Origin of the sequence: Paracidovorax konjaci, from assembly GCF_900112675.1 — a bacterium.
Classification (GTDB): Bacteria; Pseudomonadota; Gammaproteobacteria; order Burkholderiales; family Burkholderiaceae_C; genus Paracidovorax; species Paracidovorax konjaci.
On sequence record NZ_FOMQ01000024.1, the window covers coordinates 23,243 to 36,431 of the forward strand.

Annotated in this window: 22 protein-coding genes; 3 read left to right on the plus strand and 19 right to left on the minus strand. The window is 65.0% G+C overall.

What is annotated here, in order from left to right; translation table 11 throughout:
* Position 1: 1 nt before the first annotated feature.
* Positions 2–100, minus strand: a complete 99-nt coding sequence (gene kdpF, locus BM144_RS21680) for a K(+)-transporting ATPase subunit F (RefSeq protein ID WP_092957575.1) — start codon at positions 98–100, stop codon at positions 2–4.
* A gap of 349 nt (positions 101–449) precedes the next feature.
* On the opposite strand from kdpF, the gene BM144_RS21685 reads away from it, so the two are divergent.
* On the plus strand, positions 450–779 hold the full coding sequence (locus BM144_RS21685) for a TorF family putative porin (RefSeq protein WP_092957578.1): 330 nt from the start codon (positions 450–452) through the stop codon (positions 777–779).
* Between the two features lie 3 nt (positions 780–782).
* Here the strand turns inward: BM144_RS21685 and ptsP are convergent, their stop codons facing one another.
* The 5 genes from ptsP to BM144_RS21710 all read right to left on the minus strand — a co-directional run bounded on the left by ptsP (position 783) and on the right by BM144_RS21710 (position 5,189).
* On the minus strand, positions 783–2,564 hold the full coding sequence (gene ptsP, locus BM144_RS21690) for a phosphoenolpyruvate--protein phosphotransferase (protein WP_092957581.1): 1,782 nt from the start codon (positions 2,562–2,564) through the stop codon (positions 783–785).
* A 43-nt stretch (positions 2,565–2,607) separates the two neighbouring features.
* Complete coding sequence (locus tag BM144_RS21695) at positions 2,608–2,877, minus strand: HPr family phosphocarrier protein (RefSeq protein ID WP_092957584.1); 270 nt, start codon at positions 2,875–2,877, stop codon at positions 2,608–2,610.
* A complete protein-coding gene (locus tag BM144_RS21700) occupies positions 2,846–3,298 on the minus strand; it encodes a PTS sugar transporter subunit IIA (protein ID WP_092957587.1) in 453 nt (150 codons plus the stop codon). Before BM144_RS21700 ends, BM144_RS21695 begins: the two co-directional genes overlap by 32 nt.
* Entirely contained in the window at positions 3,295–4,539 is a 1,245-nt protein-coding gene (locus tag BM144_RS21705; protein ID WP_092957619.1) for an MFS transporter, read from the minus strand. Before BM144_RS21705 ends, BM144_RS21700 begins: the two co-directional genes overlap by 4 nt.
* A 68-nt stretch (positions 4,540–4,607) precedes the next feature.
* A complete protein-coding gene (locus BM144_RS21710) occupies positions 4,608–5,189 on the minus strand; it encodes a hypothetical protein (RefSeq protein WP_092957590.1) in 582 nt (193 codons plus the stop codon).
* A gap of 208 nt (positions 5,190–5,397) precedes the next feature.
* Between BM144_RS21710 and BM144_RS21715 the strand changes: the two genes are divergently transcribed.
* The gene (locus BM144_RS21715) at positions 5,398–5,901 is read left to right on the plus strand and encodes a peroxiredoxin family protein (RefSeq protein WP_092957621.1); all 504 of its coding nucleotides are present in this window, start codon (positions 5,398–5,400) and stop codon (positions 5,899–5,901) included.
* A gap of 199 nt (positions 5,902–6,100) precedes the next feature.
* Positions 6,101–6,598, plus strand: a complete 498-nt coding sequence (locus tag BM144_RS21720; RefSeq protein WP_434802689.1) for a GNAT family N-acetyltransferase — start codon at positions 6,101–6,103, stop codon at positions 6,596–6,598.
* A gap of 144 nt (positions 6,599–6,742) precedes the next feature.
* On the opposite strand, the gene BM144_RS21725 is transcribed toward BM144_RS21720, so the two are convergent.
* The 13 genes from BM144_RS21725 to BM144_RS21785 all read right to left on the minus strand — a co-directional run.
* Positions 6,743–7,249: a peroxiredoxin gene (locus tag BM144_RS21725; protein WP_092957593.1), complete on the minus strand. Its 507-nt coding sequence runs from the start codon at positions 7,247–7,249 to the stop codon at positions 6,743–6,745.
* 132 nt (positions 7,250–7,381) lie between these two features.
* A complete protein-coding gene (rpsQ, locus tag BM144_RS21730; protein ID WP_092957596.1) occupies positions 7,382–7,651 on the minus strand; it encodes a 30S ribosomal protein S17 in 270 nt (89 codons plus the stop codon).
* A gap of 9 nt (positions 7,652–7,660) precedes the next feature.
* On the minus strand, positions 7,661–7,858 hold the full coding sequence (gene rpmC, locus BM144_RS21735; protein ID WP_092957599.1) for a 50S ribosomal protein L29: 198 nt from the start codon (positions 7,856–7,858) through the stop codon (positions 7,661–7,663).
* Positions 7,859–7,874: 16 nt separating this feature from the next.
* On the minus strand, positions 7,875–8,291 hold the full coding sequence (rplP, locus tag BM144_RS21740; RefSeq protein WP_013592913.1) for a 50S ribosomal protein L16: 417 nt from the start codon (positions 8,289–8,291) through the stop codon (positions 7,875–7,877).
* Positions 8,292–8,293: 2 nt separating this feature from the next.
* Positions 8,294–9,175 (minus strand): 30S ribosomal protein S3, encoded by an 882-nt coding sequence (gene rpsC, locus BM144_RS21745; protein ID WP_092957602.1) that lies wholly within the window; start codon positions 9,173–9,175, stop codon positions 8,294–8,296.
* A gap of 15 nt (positions 9,176–9,190) precedes the next feature.
* Positions 9,191–9,523: a 50S ribosomal protein L22 gene (gene rplV / locus BM144_RS21750; RefSeq protein ID WP_011793527.1), complete on the minus strand. Its 333-nt coding sequence runs from the start codon at positions 9,521–9,523 to the stop codon at positions 9,191–9,193.
* Positions 9,524–9,532: 9 nt separating this feature from the next.
* Positions 9,533–9,811, minus strand: coding sequence for a 30S ribosomal protein S19 (gene rpsS, locus BM144_RS21755; protein ID WP_092957605.1), 279 nt, complete (start codon positions 9,809–9,811; stop codon positions 9,533–9,535).
* A 10-nt stretch (positions 9,812–9,821) separates the two neighbouring features.
* The gene (rplB, locus tag BM144_RS21760; protein ID WP_092957608.1) at positions 9,822–10,646 is read right to left on the minus strand and encodes a 50S ribosomal protein L2; all 825 of its coding nucleotides are present in this window, start codon (positions 10,644–10,646) and stop codon (positions 9,822–9,824) included.
* Positions 10,647–10,961, minus strand: a complete 315-nt coding sequence (gene rplW / locus BM144_RS21765) for a 50S ribosomal protein L23 (RefSeq protein WP_092957611.1) — start codon at positions 10,959–10,961, stop codon at positions 10,647–10,649. It abuts the gene before it with no gap.
* Positions 10,958–11,578 (minus strand): 50S ribosomal protein L4, encoded by a 621-nt coding sequence (rplD, locus tag BM144_RS21770; protein ID WP_092957613.1) that lies wholly within the window; start codon positions 11,576–11,578, stop codon positions 10,958–10,960. The genes rplW and rplD overlap by 4 nt, the downstream gene beginning before the upstream one ends.
* The gene (rplC, locus tag BM144_RS21775) at positions 11,578–12,249 is read right to left on the minus strand and encodes a 50S ribosomal protein L3 (protein WP_092957615.1); all 672 of its coding nucleotides are present in this window, start codon (positions 12,247–12,249) and stop codon (positions 11,578–11,580) included. The genes rplD and rplC overlap by 1 nt, the downstream gene beginning before the upstream one ends.
* Positions 12,250–12,500: 251 nt before the next feature.
* Positions 12,501–12,812 (minus strand): 30S ribosomal protein S10, encoded by a 312-nt coding sequence (gene rpsJ / locus BM144_RS21780; protein WP_003059431.1) that lies wholly within the window; start codon positions 12,810–12,812, stop codon positions 12,501–12,503.
* A gap of 25 nt (positions 12,813–12,837) precedes the next feature.
* Positions 12,838–13,189 (minus strand): EF-Tu C-terminal domain-related protein (locus tag BM144_RS21785; RefSeq protein WP_491893111.1); only part of this gene is annotated, 352 nt, incomplete at its 5' end.

The window sequence follows — 13,189 nt, forward strand, 5'->3', positions numbered from 1 at the left end:
GTCAGAACTCCTCCGCGCAGATCAGCGCGAACACGAGGTACGCGAACAGCAGCACGGCCACGATGGCGCCGAAGCCGTAGAGCACTTCGATGCCGATCATCGTGCCTCTCCCCGCGGCCGGCCATCGTGGCGACCCAGGATCACCACGGCCTCGGCCATGGCGATCCACAACACCGCGATGGCGGCAATCCACAGGACATCCATTTCTGCACTCCAGCAACCCTTGCGGGCGATGGAGGCATTCTGGAAATCCGCCCGTAAAAAGTGTGCACAGCTTGCAGCGGGCCGCGTAAACGCGGCGTAAAAAGCCTGGCGGCCACCGCGCTGCGCCCCAGGGGTTTGACCGCGCCTCGGTGCGGTGCCGGCCCCTTTCGACACCGTTTCGATGCGGGGGGCTTTCTACGCTGGCGGTTTGCCCGGCATGCCGCCAGCGCGGCGCTCCGCTCCCAATGACCTTCCGCCCTTGTCTCACCGCCGCCCGGCTTCCGGCGGCCTTCTTCGCAGCCTGCCTGGCCCGTGCGCAGCCCACCGGCGACCTCGCCCTCAGCACGAACGACACGCTCCTCGGCCAGGACCAGGACATGCTGAATGCGGCCGGCTTCGCCACGCGCCGCAGCCTCAAACCCGCCGTGCAGGGCGGCCTGGACTATGCCTTCGTGGACACCGGCTGGTACGTGGGCGCCTGGGCGGAACCGCTCCGCCGGGCGCCTCCAGCCGCTTGGGATGGTTTCACCCCCATGCCGCCGATTCCATTCAATAGTTTGCTATTATTTTTATAGCAATCAGCTTCCCAGCACATCCGCCGGGTCGTCGGCATCGATCACCGACTGCGCCCAGGCGGCGAGCTTGCGGGTGTCGGCGCGCAGCACCTCCTGCTTCACGGCCAGGATCTGCGCGGGGTGCATCGAGAAACTGCGCAGGCCCAGGCCCAGCAGCAGCCGCGTCATCGCGACATCGCCGGCCGCCTCGCCGCACAGGCACACGCTCTTGCCCTGCCGGTGGCCCTCGGCGATCACGTCGGCTACGAGTTGCAGCACGGCAGGATGCATGGGATCGTAGAGGTGGGCCACGCCTTCGTCGGCCCGGTCGATCGCCAGCGTGTACTGGATCAGGTCGTTCGTGCCGATGGACAGGAAGTCGAAATACTGCAGGAAGCGGCGCACGATGAGCGCCGCGGCAGGCACCTCGATCATCGCGCCGAGCTGCACCGTGCCATAGGGCGTGCCACGCGCATCCAGCTCGGCGCGCGCCATCTCCACCTGCGCCAGCGTCTGCCGGATCTCGCTCACGTGCGCGAGCATCGGAAAGAGCAGGTTCACCGGCCCGTGCGCGGCCGCGCGCAGCACGGCGCGCAACTGCGTGCGGAACATGGCCGGGTCGGCCAGGCTCCAGCGGATCGCGCGCAGGCCCAGCGCCGGGTTCAGGTAGCCGCCGGCTTCCTTGGAGGATTTGTTGTCGAGCGGCTTGTCCGCGCCCACGTCGATCGTGCGCAGCGTGACGGGCAGGCCGTTCATGCCCTCCACCGCCGTGCGGTAGGCGTGGTATTGCTCTTCCTCGCCCGGCAGGTGGCCGCCCCGCCCCATGAACATGAATTCGCTGCGGAACAGGCCCACGCCCGCCGCGCCGGCCCGCACGGCCACGGCCGCATCGGCGGGCTGCTCGATGTTGGCCAGCAGTTCGATGCGCTCGCCGTCGAGCGTCACGGCCGGCGTGTGGCGCAGCCGGGAGAGCCGCTCGCGCTCCAGCTCGGCCTGGCGCTGGCGGAAGCCGTATTCGGCCAGGATGATCGGCGACGGATCGACGATCACGATGCCCGCGTCGCCGTCGATGATGACCCAGTCGTCCTGCCGCACGAGCTGGCTCGCGGCCCGTGCGCCGACCACCGCCGGGATGTCCATGCTGCGCGCCACGATGGCCGTGTGCGAGGTCTTGCCCCCGACGTCGGTCACGAAACCCGCGAACACGCTTTGCTTGAACTGCAGCATGTCGGCCGGCGAGAGGTCGTGCGCCACCAGCACCAGCGGCACGTCCACCATGTCGCCGGGCAGCAGGTCCTGCTGCAGCCCCAGCGCGGCCGCATTGCCGCGGCGCGGGCTGCAGGGCGGCGGCGCCACGGGGCTGGCCACGCCCTTCATGTGCCGCAGGATGCGCTCGACCACCTGCTCCAGATCGGCCTTGCGCTCGCGCAGGTACTCGTCCTCCATCTCGTCGAACTGGCGCGCGATGATCTCCAGCTGCGTCGTCAGGGCCCACTCGGCGTTGTAGAGGCGGTCGGTGATCCAGTGCTTCACACCGCTCACGAGCGCCTCGTCCTGCAGCAGCATCAGGTGCACGTCGAGCAGCGCGGCCAGTTCGTGGGGCGCGTCGGCAGGCATTTCGGCCTGCAGGCGCTGCAGTTCCTCGACCACCGCGTTGCGTCCGTTGCGCACGCGCACGATCTCGGCTTTGACCTGGTCGGGCTCGATGAAGTAATGCGCCACATCCACGCGGCTCGATGCCACCAGCACCGCCCGTCCGATGGCGATGCCGCGGGCGACGGCCAGGCCGTGGATGGCGAACGTCATCGGCGCTCTCCGGAAAGTGCGTGGCGGGTCGTCATGCCGGCGATCACTCCCCTTCGCCGAATTTGCCGTCGATGAGCGCGCGCAGCGCGTCCATCGCTTCCTGCTCCTGGGGGCCGTCGGTCTCGATCGCGACTTCGGTGCCGATGCCAGCCGCCAGCATCATCACGCCCATGATGCTCTTGGCATTCACGCGGCGTTCGCCACGGCCCATCCACACCTCGCACGGAAAGCTGCCTGCCAGCTTGGTGAGCTTGGCCGATGCGCGGGCATGCAGGCCCAGCTTATTGCTGATGGTGATGGTCGTCTTGATCATGGTGGGGACGTCGGGTCTGGTTCTGGGGTGCGGCGGCAGCGACCTGCATCACCCCCTGCGTGCCGCCGACGACCGCGCGGGAGACCAGCGCGTCGAGCGGCTCGCGACGGTAGCTCACCGTGCGCAGCAGCATGGGCAGGTTCACGCCGGTGACGAGGCGCGAATGCTCGCCGTCCACGAGGCGCTGCGCCACATTGCAGGGCGTGGCACCGAACACGTCGGTCAGCACCAGCGTCGTGCCGTCGGCGGGCCCGGCTTCCAGCAGGATGCGGGCGGCCGAGAGCGTGTCCTCCGGAGGGGCATTGGGGTGCACGTCGAGCGCCAAGATGTCCTCGGCGGAATCGGGGAAGACATGCAGGGCGCAGGCGCGAAGCGCATGGGCCAGCGGTGCGTGGGCGATGAGGAGGATGCGCGTGCTCATGGGGTGATCGGGTGAACCGCATTATGGCGCCGCCCCCGGACCAGGAACCACGCATAGGCCAGGGCACTGCACGCGCCATAGGCCGCCATCGTCGCGCGGAAGGCCGAGGACTCGGGCCACCCGGCGGTCACGAAAGCATCCACCGCGAGGCCGATGCCCCACTGCACGCAGAACACGCCCAGGAACATCACGAGGTTGAAGGCGGAGAGCACGCGCCCGGCCATGCCCTGCGGGAAAGCCATCGCCAGCGCCGGCTGCGACAGCGTGATGCACGACGTGGTCACGCAATAGAGCGCCCAGGCCGCGGCCCCCGCCGCCTCGCCCGCGATCACGATCCCCGCCAGCACGGCCAGCGGAACCGGCAGCATGGCGGCCATCACCGGATCGGCACCGCCCAGACGCCGCAGCAGCCAGGGGTTCACCATGCCCCAGGTCCAGAAGGCGCAGAGCATTGCCAGATTGATCGTGAACAGGCCTGTCGCGGCTTCGAGCGGCGAGTACCCGGCCACGCGCTGCAGCCAGGGGCCGGCCCAGAGCGTCTGCACCGCCACCATGCCCCCGTAGGTGAAAAAGCCCAGGGGGGCCAGCCGGCGGAAATAGGGATGCCGCCAGACGGCGGCGTATCCGGGCGGTGGCGCATCCGGCCCACCCGGCCGCTCCGGCGCGTCCGCTGCGCTGCGGCTGTCCTGTCCGTCCCAGCGGGGCGCACAGCGGGCGATCAGGAGCGCCGCCAGCACCACCAGCAACCCCAGCGCGCCGAACATCGGTCGCCATCCCGTCAAAGGCAGCAACCACTGCACCGGCAACGTCGAAGCCACCATGCCCAGCGAACCGGTCATGAGCATCCAGGCATTCGCGCGCAACTGCGCCGCCGGCGACATCCAGCGCCGGAAACCGGTGAGCGGTGCCATCAGGCAGGCACTCACGCCCGCACCGCACAGCACCCGGCCCAGCAGCAGGTCACCGAAGCCATCCGCCAGGGCGAACACCGCGCAGCCCGCCACGGCCAGCCCCGAGAAGGCCAGCACCACCGCGCGCGGGCCGTGGCGGTCCAGCCAGCGGCCCATCGGCAACTGCATGGCCGCGAATCCGAGGAAATAACCGCCCGCCAGCAGGCCCAGATCGCGGGCATGGAGAGCGAACTCGGCCACCAGCACGGGCGCCAGCGTCGCCGTGACCGCGCGCAGCAGCGCGGAAAGGAAATAGGCGAAGGCGAAGACCAGGAACACCGCGACCGCCATGCGGGTGCCCAGCCGCCCCGCCGGGCCCTCGGGCTCCACCGATCGAGCCCCATCGCGCGGGCGAGCAGTCACTGCAACGACAACCCTGCGAAGAAAGTGTCTGCCGCGGCCGGCCGCGGCGCTGGCGCGTAGACCACCGCGTGGTAGAGATGCAGGCGCGGTGCGCCTTCCGCGGCTTCGGCGCGCGCAAACCACACGGCGTGCACGGCCACCGGGCGCCCGCCCCCCGCATCCTGCGTGCCCTGCGCCTGCACCCGCACCGCCTGCGGCAACGGCAGCGCGCCCGGCAGCGAAAACGCGGCGGCGGCAGCCTCTGCCGGTGCGCCGATGCGTCCCAGCGTGGCGGCCCGCCACTGCGCCAGCACCGATCCCGCTTCCGCGGCACCCGCCCCCGCCTCCAGCGCCATGTGCGATACGGCGAAAGTGGCTCCGTCGGCGTCGCAACCGGCCATCGAAAGCTCCACGGAACGCCCGGCCAGCGCCACGGGCCGTGCTGCGCGGTCCGGTTTGCACGGCAGCAGCGCACTCAGCCTGGCATCGTCCATCCGTACCGTGCGCCAGTCCAGCGCCGGACTGCATCCCGCCAATGGCGCGGTCACGAGAACCGCCAAAGCCCAGGCAGGCAGGGAAACGGCGGAACGGGTTGGCATGGACGCATTATCGGCAGCGGCCTCTGCCGCCCCGGGCAGCCCACCCACCGCCGCGTGGCCTCCCTGCAACGATTGACCCACGTCAAGCGCCGAACTTTTGCGTGCGCTGCAGGCTCCATCCCCGCGAGCGCCGGCGATTCCCGTCCGGCACAATGGCGGCCGATGGGCGGCAAGGCTGCCGGACGGACTCTGGAAAAGGATGGCGACGATGGGCATGAAGCATTGGATCGGCGCGGCAGCGGTTGCGGCTTTCGTGGGTGTGGGCGCCTTCGTGTTCCTGGGCGCAGGCCGCTCGGAAGCCCCGGAAACCACCTTCGTGCTGCTGGACGGCAGCCGCCAGACCACCGCGGATCTGCGCGGCAAGGTCACCCTGGTGAACTTCTGGGCCACGAGCTGCACCACCTGCGTGGCCGAGATGCCGGAGATCGTCTCCACCTACGGCAAATACCGAGGTCAGGGCTTCGAAACGCTGGCCGTGGCCATGAGCTACGACCCGCCCAGCTACGTGGTGAACTTCGCCGAAACCCGCCAGTTGCCCTTCAAGGTCGCCATCGACAACACCGGTGCTGTGGCCAAGGCCTGGGGCGACGTGCGCCTGACCCCTTCCACCTTCATCGTGAACAAGCGCGGCGAAATCGTGAAGAGCTATGTGGGTGCCCCCGACTTTCCCGAACTCCATCGGCTGATCGAACGGCTGCTGGCCGAAACCTGAGACGTTCCATGGTTTCGCGCTTCCGCCATCGGGGACGCGCTGGAGCACAGCCGCCCGCAACGCGCCTGCGGGACTGAACTGCCTGGCGCACAGGCCCATTGGCCCCGAAGGTGATTCGGACCGCACCGGCGGGCGCCTGCCGATGGTGTCGCGGGGGTAGCCCGTTACACTGGCCCGTCACGCCACCGCCACCTCTGCCATGTCCGTGAACCAGCCCACCGTCACCCTCCTGAAACCCTGCCAGCCCGCCGAAATGGACGCCGTGCGCGACATCTTCCGCGAGTACGGCGACAGCCTGGGGATCGACCTGCAGTTCCAGGACTTCGAATCGGAATTGCTCCACCTGCCGGCCGACTACGCGCCGCCGCGGGGACAGATCCTGCTGGCGGAGGTGGATGGGTCCGTCGCGGGCTGCTGTGCGCTACGGCCGCTCGACACGGCCGACTACCCCAATGCCGCCGAGATGAAGCGGCTGTATGTGCGCAAGGCTTTCCGCGGCTTCGGCCTGGGGCGCCAATTGGCCGAAGCCATGCTGGACGTGGCCCGGCAGGCGGGCTATGCCTGCGTGCTGCTGGACACGCTGGACGGCATGGAATCGGCCCGTGCTCTGTATACGGACCTGGGTTTCGAGGAGATCCCGCCCTACTACCACAACCCCATCGCGGGGTCGCACTACCTGAAAGTCGATATCGACTGAGCGCGCATCGCATCGTCGCGCGAGGGTGCGACAAGCCCGCGGCGCACAGCCGAGCCAAGCCGACCGGCAGCTCCTCCATCGCGCGTCGGCGCTCCCTGGAAGAGGACGCGCCGGAGCATCAGGGGCGACGGACGCCCCATGCGCTCAGCCCTGCGCCTGGGCCAACAGGGTGGCGGCGTCGCTCACCTCGAACTTGCCGGGAGCCTCAATGTTCAACGACGCCACCTTGCCATCCTTGACCAGCATGGAATAGCGGTTGCTGCGCAGGCCCAGGCCCTTGCCATGGAGATCCAGCGTCAGTCCCGTTGCCTTGGCGAATGCCGCATCGCCGTCGGCCAGCATGCGCACCTTGCCATCGGTCTTCTGGTCACGGGCCCATGCGCCCATCACGAAGGCATCGTTCACGCTCAGGCACCAGATCTCGTCCACGCCGGCAGCCTTGAATGCATCGGCCTGCTCGACATACCCGGGCACATGCTTGGCGGAGCAGGTGGGCGTGAAGGCGCCAGGAACGGCAAACACGGCGATGGTCTTGCCGGCTGCCGCCTTCTCGACCGCCACGGCGTTGGGGCCCAGGCTGCATCCTTCGCCCTCGACCTCCGAATACTCCATCAGCGTCACGGCGGGCAGCGTTTCTCCAACTTTGATCATGCTTTGTTCTCCTGCGATATAGAAGTGGTAGGGAATCCGAACCGGCCACCCGTTCGGCGGGCCCCGGAAATAAAAAAACGGCCCACGATTGTGGGCCGTTTTCGGTGAGCAGGTCGCCGAGTTTTTGAAGACTCAGAGCAGGCCGGCCTTTTGAACAAGGCGGGTCGCCACCCAGTTCTTGGTCCTGGAAAGCGGGCGGCTTTCCGTGATCTCGATGGTGTCACCCAGCTTGTATTCGCCGTTTTCGTCGTGCGCGTGGTACTTGCTCGACTTCATCACGATCTTGTCGTAGATCGGGTGTTTCACACGGCGTTCAACCAGAACCGTCACGGTCTTGGCACGCTTGTCGCTGACCACCTTGCCAACCAAGGTGCGCTTGAGGGATTTTTTAGCTTCCGTCATGTCGGCTCCTTACTTGGCGGCTTGCTTCTCAGCAAGAATGGTCTTGGCACGTGCGATGTCACGGCGCGTGGAACGCAGCGTGCTCGTGTTGCCAAGTTGTTGCGTGGCCTTCTGCATGCGCAGGCCGAAATGGGCCTTCTGCAGGGACTTGATTTCGGCTTCCAGGCCGGCTTCGTCTTTTTGGCGCAGTTCAGCAGCTTTCGTCATTTGTCGATTCTCCTGATCAAGCGCCGATCTGGCGGGCAACGAACGTGGTGCGCAGCGGCAGCTTGGCAGCAGCCAAACGGAACGCTTCGCGTGCCAGCTCTTCAGGAACGCCAACGATTTCGAAGACGATCTTGCCGGGCTGGATTTCTGCCACGTAGTACTCGGGATTGCCCTTGCCGTTACCCATCCGCACTTCTGCGGGCTTGGTGGAAATCGGCTTGTCAGGGAACACGCGGATCCAGATACGGCCGCCACGCTTCACGTGACGGGAGATCGCACGGCGTGCGGCCTCGATCTGGCGGGCCGTCAGGCGGCCGCGGTCCGTGCACTTCAGACCGAAATCACCGAACGCGACCGAGTTACCCCGGGTGGCGACGCCAGTGTTGCGGCCCTTCTGCTCCTTGCGGTATTTGCGACGAGCGGGTTGCAGCATCTTTATTCTCCTTTGCCGTCCGCTGCTGTAGCGGGCGCGTCAACCTTGCGAACGCGCTTAACGGCGGTGTTATCGGCGCCACCGGCACCAGCGGGCTTGTCGCTGCCATCGGCAGGAGCGACATTGCCACCCACGGGACGGCGCGGGCCACGGCCTGCACCAGCGCGGTCGCCACCTGGGCGGCCATCGCGGCGAGGACCACGGGGACGGCGCTCTTCTTCAGGGCGCGGCGTCTCGGCGGCCGGCAGGTCGTTGCGGCCCAGCGTGTCGCCCTTGTAGACCCACACCTTCACGCCGATCACACCATAGGTGGTCTTGGCTTCGGAGGTGCCGTAGTCGATGTCGGCGCGCAGGGTGTGCAGTGGCACACGGCCTTCGCGGTACCACTCGGTACGAGCGATTTCGATACCGTTCAGACGACCTGCAGACATGATCTTGATGCCCTGGGCACCAAGGCGCATGGCGTTCTGCATCGCGCGCTTCATCGCACGGCGGAACATGATGCGCTTTTCCAGCTGCTGGGTGATCGAGTCGGCGATCAGCTTGGCATCGATTTCGGGCTTGCGCACTTCTTCGATGTTCACTGCAACCGGCACGCCCAGACGCGTGGCGAGTTCCTTCTTGAGGTTCTCGATGTCTTCGCCCTTCTTGCCGATCACGACGCCCGGACGTGCCGAGTAGATCGTGATACGGGCGTTCTTGGCAGGACGCTCGATCAGGATGCGCGACACGGCAGCGTTCTTGAGCTTGGCCTTCAGGTACTCGCGAACCTTGATGTCTTCGGCCAGCATGCCGGCGAAGTCACGGTTGCTCGCGTACCAGCGGCTGGCCCAGTTGCGGCTCACGGCCAGGCGGAAGCCGGTAGGATGGATTTTCTGTCCCATATTCTTCCTTTGGCCTCAGTTGCCGACCGTCACGTAAACGTGGCAGGTGGGTTTGCTGATGCGATTGCCGCGGCCCTTGGCCCGGGCCGTGAAGCGCTTGAGCGTGGTGCCTTGTTCGACGTAGATGGTCTTGACCTTCAGTTCATCGATGTCGGCGCCGTCGTTGTGCTCAGCGTTGGCGATAGCAGACTCCAGCACCTTCTTCACGATCACGGCAGCTTTTTTCTGCGTGAACGTCAGGATGTTCAGAGCTTGGTCGACCTTCTTGCCGCGGATCAGGTCCGCAACCAGACGGCCCTTGTCCACCGACAGGCGGACACCACGGAGGACAGCACGTGTTTCAGACATGTCTACTCCTTATTTCTTCTGGACCTTCTTGTCCGCGGGGTGACCCTTGAAGGTGCGCGTCAGGGCGAATTCGCCGAGCTTGTGGCCCACCATCTGGTCGGTGATATAGACAGGCACGTGCTGCTTGCCGTTGTGAACGGCGATGGTCAGTCCGATGAAATCGGGCAGAACCATGGAGCGGCGCGACCAGGTCTTGACTGGCTTTTTGTCCTTGGTGGCAATGGCCTTCTCGACCTTGGCCAGCAAGTGGTGGTCAACAAACGGACCCTTTTTGAGAGAGCGAGTCATTTGTTATCCCTTACTTCTTGCGGCGCGACACGATCATCACCTGTGTGCGCTTGTTGTTGCGGGTGCGATAACCCTTGGTGAGATTGCCCCAAGGATCGACGGCATGGCGGCCTTCGCCGGTACGGCCTTCGCCGCCACCGTGCGGGTGATCCACCGGGTTCATGGCAACGCCGCGAACCGTGGGACGAATACCCATCCAGCGCTTCACACCGGCCTTGCCGAGCTGGCGCAGGCTGTGTTCTTCGTTGGCAACTTCGCCGATCGTGGCGCGGCACTCGATATGGATCTTGCGCACTTCACCCGAACGCATACGCACCTGGGCGTACGTGCCTTCACGGGCCAGCAGCGTCGCGGATGCACCTGCCGAACGAGCGATCTGGGCACCGGCACCGGGCTTCAGCTCGATGCAGTGGATCGTCGAACCCACGGGAATGTTGCGGATCGGCAGCGTGTTGCCAGCGCGGATCGGAGCTTCCGAACCCGACATCAGCGTTGCACCGACTTCCAGACCACGCGGAGCGATGATGTAACGGCGCTCGCCGTCGGCATAGCACACCAGAGCGATGTGGGCCGTACGGTTCGGGTCGTACTCGATGCGCTCAACCTTGGCGGAAATCCCGTCCTTGTTGCGCTTGAAGTCCACCACGCGATAGTGGTGCTTGTGACCGCCGCCCTTGTGGCGGGTGGTGATGTGACCGTTGTTGTTGCGGCCGGCCTTCTGGAACTGGGGCTCCAGCAGGGGCGCATACGCTTCACCCTTGTACAGGTGGTCACGCGTGACCTTCACCACGGCACGTTGGCCGGGCGAGGTCGGTTTCATCTTGATGACTGCCATTTAAGCGGCCTCCCCGGACAGGTTCAGCTCTTGGCCTTCCTTCAGCGTCACATAGGCCTTGCGAATGTTGTCGCGGCGACCCATGGTCTTGCCAAAGCGCTTGGCCTTGCCTTTGGTGTTCACCACAGAAACGCCCTTGACCTCGACCTTGAACATCAATTCCACGGCGGCCTTGATTTCTGGCTTGGTTGCGTTCTGCAGCACCTTGAACGTCACAGCATTGGACTTCTCGGCAACCATGGTGGCCTTTTCGGACACGATGGGAGCGACAAGCACCTGCATCAGACGGCCTTCGTCAAACTGGGTCGTGCTCATGCGAACATCTCCTTGAGTTTGTCGATAGCGCCCTTGGTGACGAGCACTTTCTTGTAATGCACCAGCGACACCGGATCTGCGTAACGCGGCTCGACGACGAACACGTTCTTCAGATTGCGCGATGCGAGGTAGAGGTTTTCGTCCACTTCATCGGAGATCACCATCACCGATTGCAGATTCATCGCCTTGAACTTGTCGGCGAGCACCTTGGTCTTGGGAGACTCGAGCTTCAGCGAGTCCACCACCGCCAGGCGGCCTTCGCGGGCCAGCTGGGACAGGATGGAAGCCATCCCGGCACGGTACATCTTCTTGTTGATCTTCTGCGTGAAGTTTTCTTCAGGCAGGTTCGGGAAGATGCGACCGCCCCCACGCCACAGTGGCGAGGAAGTCATACCAGCACGTGCGTTACCCGTACCCTTTTGCTTGAAAGGCTTCTTGGTCGAGTGACGAACCTGCTCGCGGTCCTTCTGGGCGCGCGTGCCTTGACGGGCATTGGCACGGTAGGCGACGACGATCTGATGGATCAGATCTTCGTTGTATTGGCGGTCGAACACGGTCTCGGGCACGTCGATCTTGGACGCGGCCTGGCCTTGGTCATTCAGGAGTTCGAGCTGCATTAGTTCGCTCCTTCGGAAGCTTTGGCCTTGACGGCGGGACGCACGGTCACGAAACCGCCCTTGGATCCGGGGATTGCGCCCTTGATCAAGAGAAGTTGGCGTGCTTCGTCGATACGGATCACGTCGAGGTTCTGCGTCGTGATGGTGACATCGCCGAGGTGACCGGTCATGCGCTTGCCAGGGAACACGCGTCCGGGATCCTGGGCCATGCCGATGGAGCCAGGCACGTTGTGCGAACGGCTGTTACCGTGCGACGCGCGTTGGGAAGACATGTTGTGGCGCTTGATCGTGCCGGCGTAGCCCTTACCGATCGAGGTGCCTTGCACATCGACCTTCTGGCCCACCGAGAACAGCGACACGGGAAGCGAATCACCTACCTTGTAGCTGACAGTAGCGTCGGCATCCAGGCGGAATTCACGAACGATTTCACCGGCTTCCACACCTGCCTTGGCAAGGTGACCAGCTTCAGGCTTGCTCACGCGGGAGGCCTTGCGCGAACCGAACGTGACCTGCAGGGCCACGTAGCCATCGTTCTCTTGGGTCTTGATCTGGGTCACGCGGTTGTTGGACACGTCCACCACCGTGACAGGCACTGCGTCCCCATCATCGGTGAAGAGGCGCATCATGCCCACCTTGCGGCCCAGCAACCCTTGGGAGTTGCTCTGACTCATTGATTTTTCTCCAAAACTTTCACCGCCCCGACTTCAATTGGCCGAAGCGTTTGCACGGGCAGCAGCACCGAACGTGCGCGAAAGAAGGTTAATAAGACTCCGCCGCATGCACGAAATCCGCAGCCGCGAAGCCGCAACACGCGCAAAAAAGCGAAGCCGCAAATTATAACGCGGACTGCTTTAGCAAGCAAGTCCGCGTTAAGAAGACCGCCCGATCGACGCCGGGCGGTCAGAGGATCCAGAACCAGGGATTACTGGAGCTTGATCTCGACGTCCACGCCCGCTGGCAGATCCAGCTTCATGAGAGCATCGACCGTCTTGTCGGTGGGATCGACGATGTCCATCAGGCGCTGGTGCGTGCGAATTTCAAACTGATCCCGCGACGTCTTGTTGACGTGTGGCGAGCGCAGGATGTCGAAGCGCTTCATACGCGTCGGCAGGGGCACGGGACCCTTGACGATGGCGCCGGTGCGCTTGGCGGTATCGACGATTTCGGCAGCGGACTGATCGATCAGCTTGTAATCGAAAGCCTTCAGGCGGATACGAATCTTTTGCTTGGACATGGCAAATTCCTTTATTGCTTAAATATTAAGCAATGATCTTTGCCACGACACCGGCGCCGACCGTGCGGCCACCTTCGCGGATGGCGAAACGCAGACCTTCTTCCATGGCAATGGGGTTGATCAGCTTGACGGTGATCGACACGTTATCGCCGGGCATGACCATTTCCTTGTCGGCCGGCAGCTCGATGGCACCGGTCACGTCGGTCGTGCGGAAGTAGAACTGGGGGCGGTAGTTGTTGAAGAACGGCGTGTGACGGCCGCCCTCATCCTTGGACAGGACATACACCTCAGCGGTGAAGTGGGTGTGTGGCTTGATGGAGTTGGGCTTGCACAGCACTTGGCCACGCTCCACGTCTTCACGCTTCGTACCGCGCAGC

What these genes read in the sequence shown, in the direction of transcription:
- kdpF (WP_092957575.1), bottom strand. Translation starts at nt 100, where the DNA reads ATGATCGGCATCGAAGTGCTCTACGGCTTCGGCGCCATCGTGGCCGTG.
- BM144_RS21685 (WP_092957578.1), top strand. Translation starts at nt 450, where the DNA reads ATGACCTTCCGCCCTTGTCTCACCGCCGCCCGGCTTCCGGCGGCCTTC.
- ptsP (WP_092957581.1), bottom strand. Translation starts at nt 2,564, where the DNA reads ATGACGTTCGCCATCCACGGCCTGGCCGTCGCCCGCGGCATCGCCATC.
- BM144_RS21695 (WP_092957584.1), bottom strand. Translation starts at nt 2,877, where the DNA reads ATGATCAAGACGACCATCACCATCAGCAATAAGCTGGGCCTGCATGCC.
- BM144_RS21700 (WP_092957587.1), bottom strand. Translation starts at nt 3,298, where the DNA reads ATGAGCACGCGCATCCTCCTCATCGCCCACGCACCGCTGGCCCATGCG.
- BM144_RS21705 (WP_092957619.1), bottom strand. Translation starts at nt 4,539, where the DNA reads ATGGCGGTCGCGGTGTTCCTGGTCTTCGCCTTCGCCTATTTCCTTTCC.
- BM144_RS21710 (WP_092957590.1), bottom strand. Translation starts at nt 5,189, where the DNA reads ATGCCAACCCGTTCCGCCGTTTCCCTGCCTGCCTGGGCTTTGGCGGTT.
- BM144_RS21715 (WP_092957621.1), top strand. Translation starts at nt 5,398, where the DNA reads ATGGGCATGAAGCATTGGATCGGCGCGGCAGCGGTTGCGGCTTTCGTG.
- BM144_RS21720 (WP_434802689.1), top strand. Translation starts at nt 6,101, where the DNA reads ATGTCCGTGAACCAGCCCACCGTCACCCTCCTGAAACCCTGCCAGCCC.
- BM144_RS21725 (WP_092957593.1), bottom strand. Translation starts at nt 7,249, where the DNA reads ATGATCAAAGTTGGAGAAACGCTGCCCGCCGTGACGCTGATGGAGTAT.
- rpsQ (WP_092957596.1), bottom strand. Translation starts at nt 7,651, where the DNA reads ATGACGGAAGCTAAAAAATCCCTCAAGCGCACCTTGGTTGGCAAGGTG.
- rpmC (WP_092957599.1), bottom strand. Translation starts at nt 7,858, where the DNA reads ATGACGAAAGCTGCTGAACTGCGCCAAAAAGACGAAGCCGGCCTGGAA.
- rplP (WP_013592913.1), bottom strand. Translation starts at nt 8,291, where the DNA reads ATGCTGCAACCCGCTCGTCGCAAATACCGCAAGGAGCAGAAGGGCCGC.
- rpsC (WP_092957602.1), bottom strand. Translation starts at nt 9,175, where the DNA reads ATGGGACAGAAAATCCATCCTACCGGCTTCCGCCTGGCCGTGAGCCGC.
- rplV (WP_011793527.1), bottom strand. Translation starts at nt 9,523, where the DNA reads ATGTCTGAAACACGTGCTGTCCTCCGTGGTGTCCGCCTGTCGGTGGAC.
- rpsS (WP_092957605.1), bottom strand. Translation starts at nt 9,811, where the DNA reads ATGACTCGCTCTCTCAAAAAGGGTCCGTTTGTTGACCACCACTTGCTG.
- rplB (WP_092957608.1), bottom strand. Translation starts at nt 10,646, where the DNA reads ATGGCAGTCATCAAGATGAAACCGACCTCGCCCGGCCAACGTGCCGTG.
- rplW (WP_092957611.1), bottom strand. Translation starts at nt 10,961, where the DNA reads ATGAGCACGACCCAGTTTGACGAAGGCCGTCTGATGCAGGTGCTTGTC.
- rplD (WP_092957613.1), bottom strand. Translation starts at nt 11,578, where the DNA reads ATGCAGCTCGAACTCCTGAATGACCAAGGCCAGGCCGCGTCCAAGATC.
- rplC (WP_092957615.1), bottom strand. Translation starts at nt 12,249, where the DNA reads ATGAGTCAGAGCAACTCCCAAGGGTTGCTGGGCCGCAAGGTGGGCATG.
- rpsJ (WP_003059431.1), bottom strand. Translation starts at nt 12,812, where the DNA reads ATGTCCAAGCAAAAGATTCGTATCCGCCTGAAGGCTTTCGATTACAAG.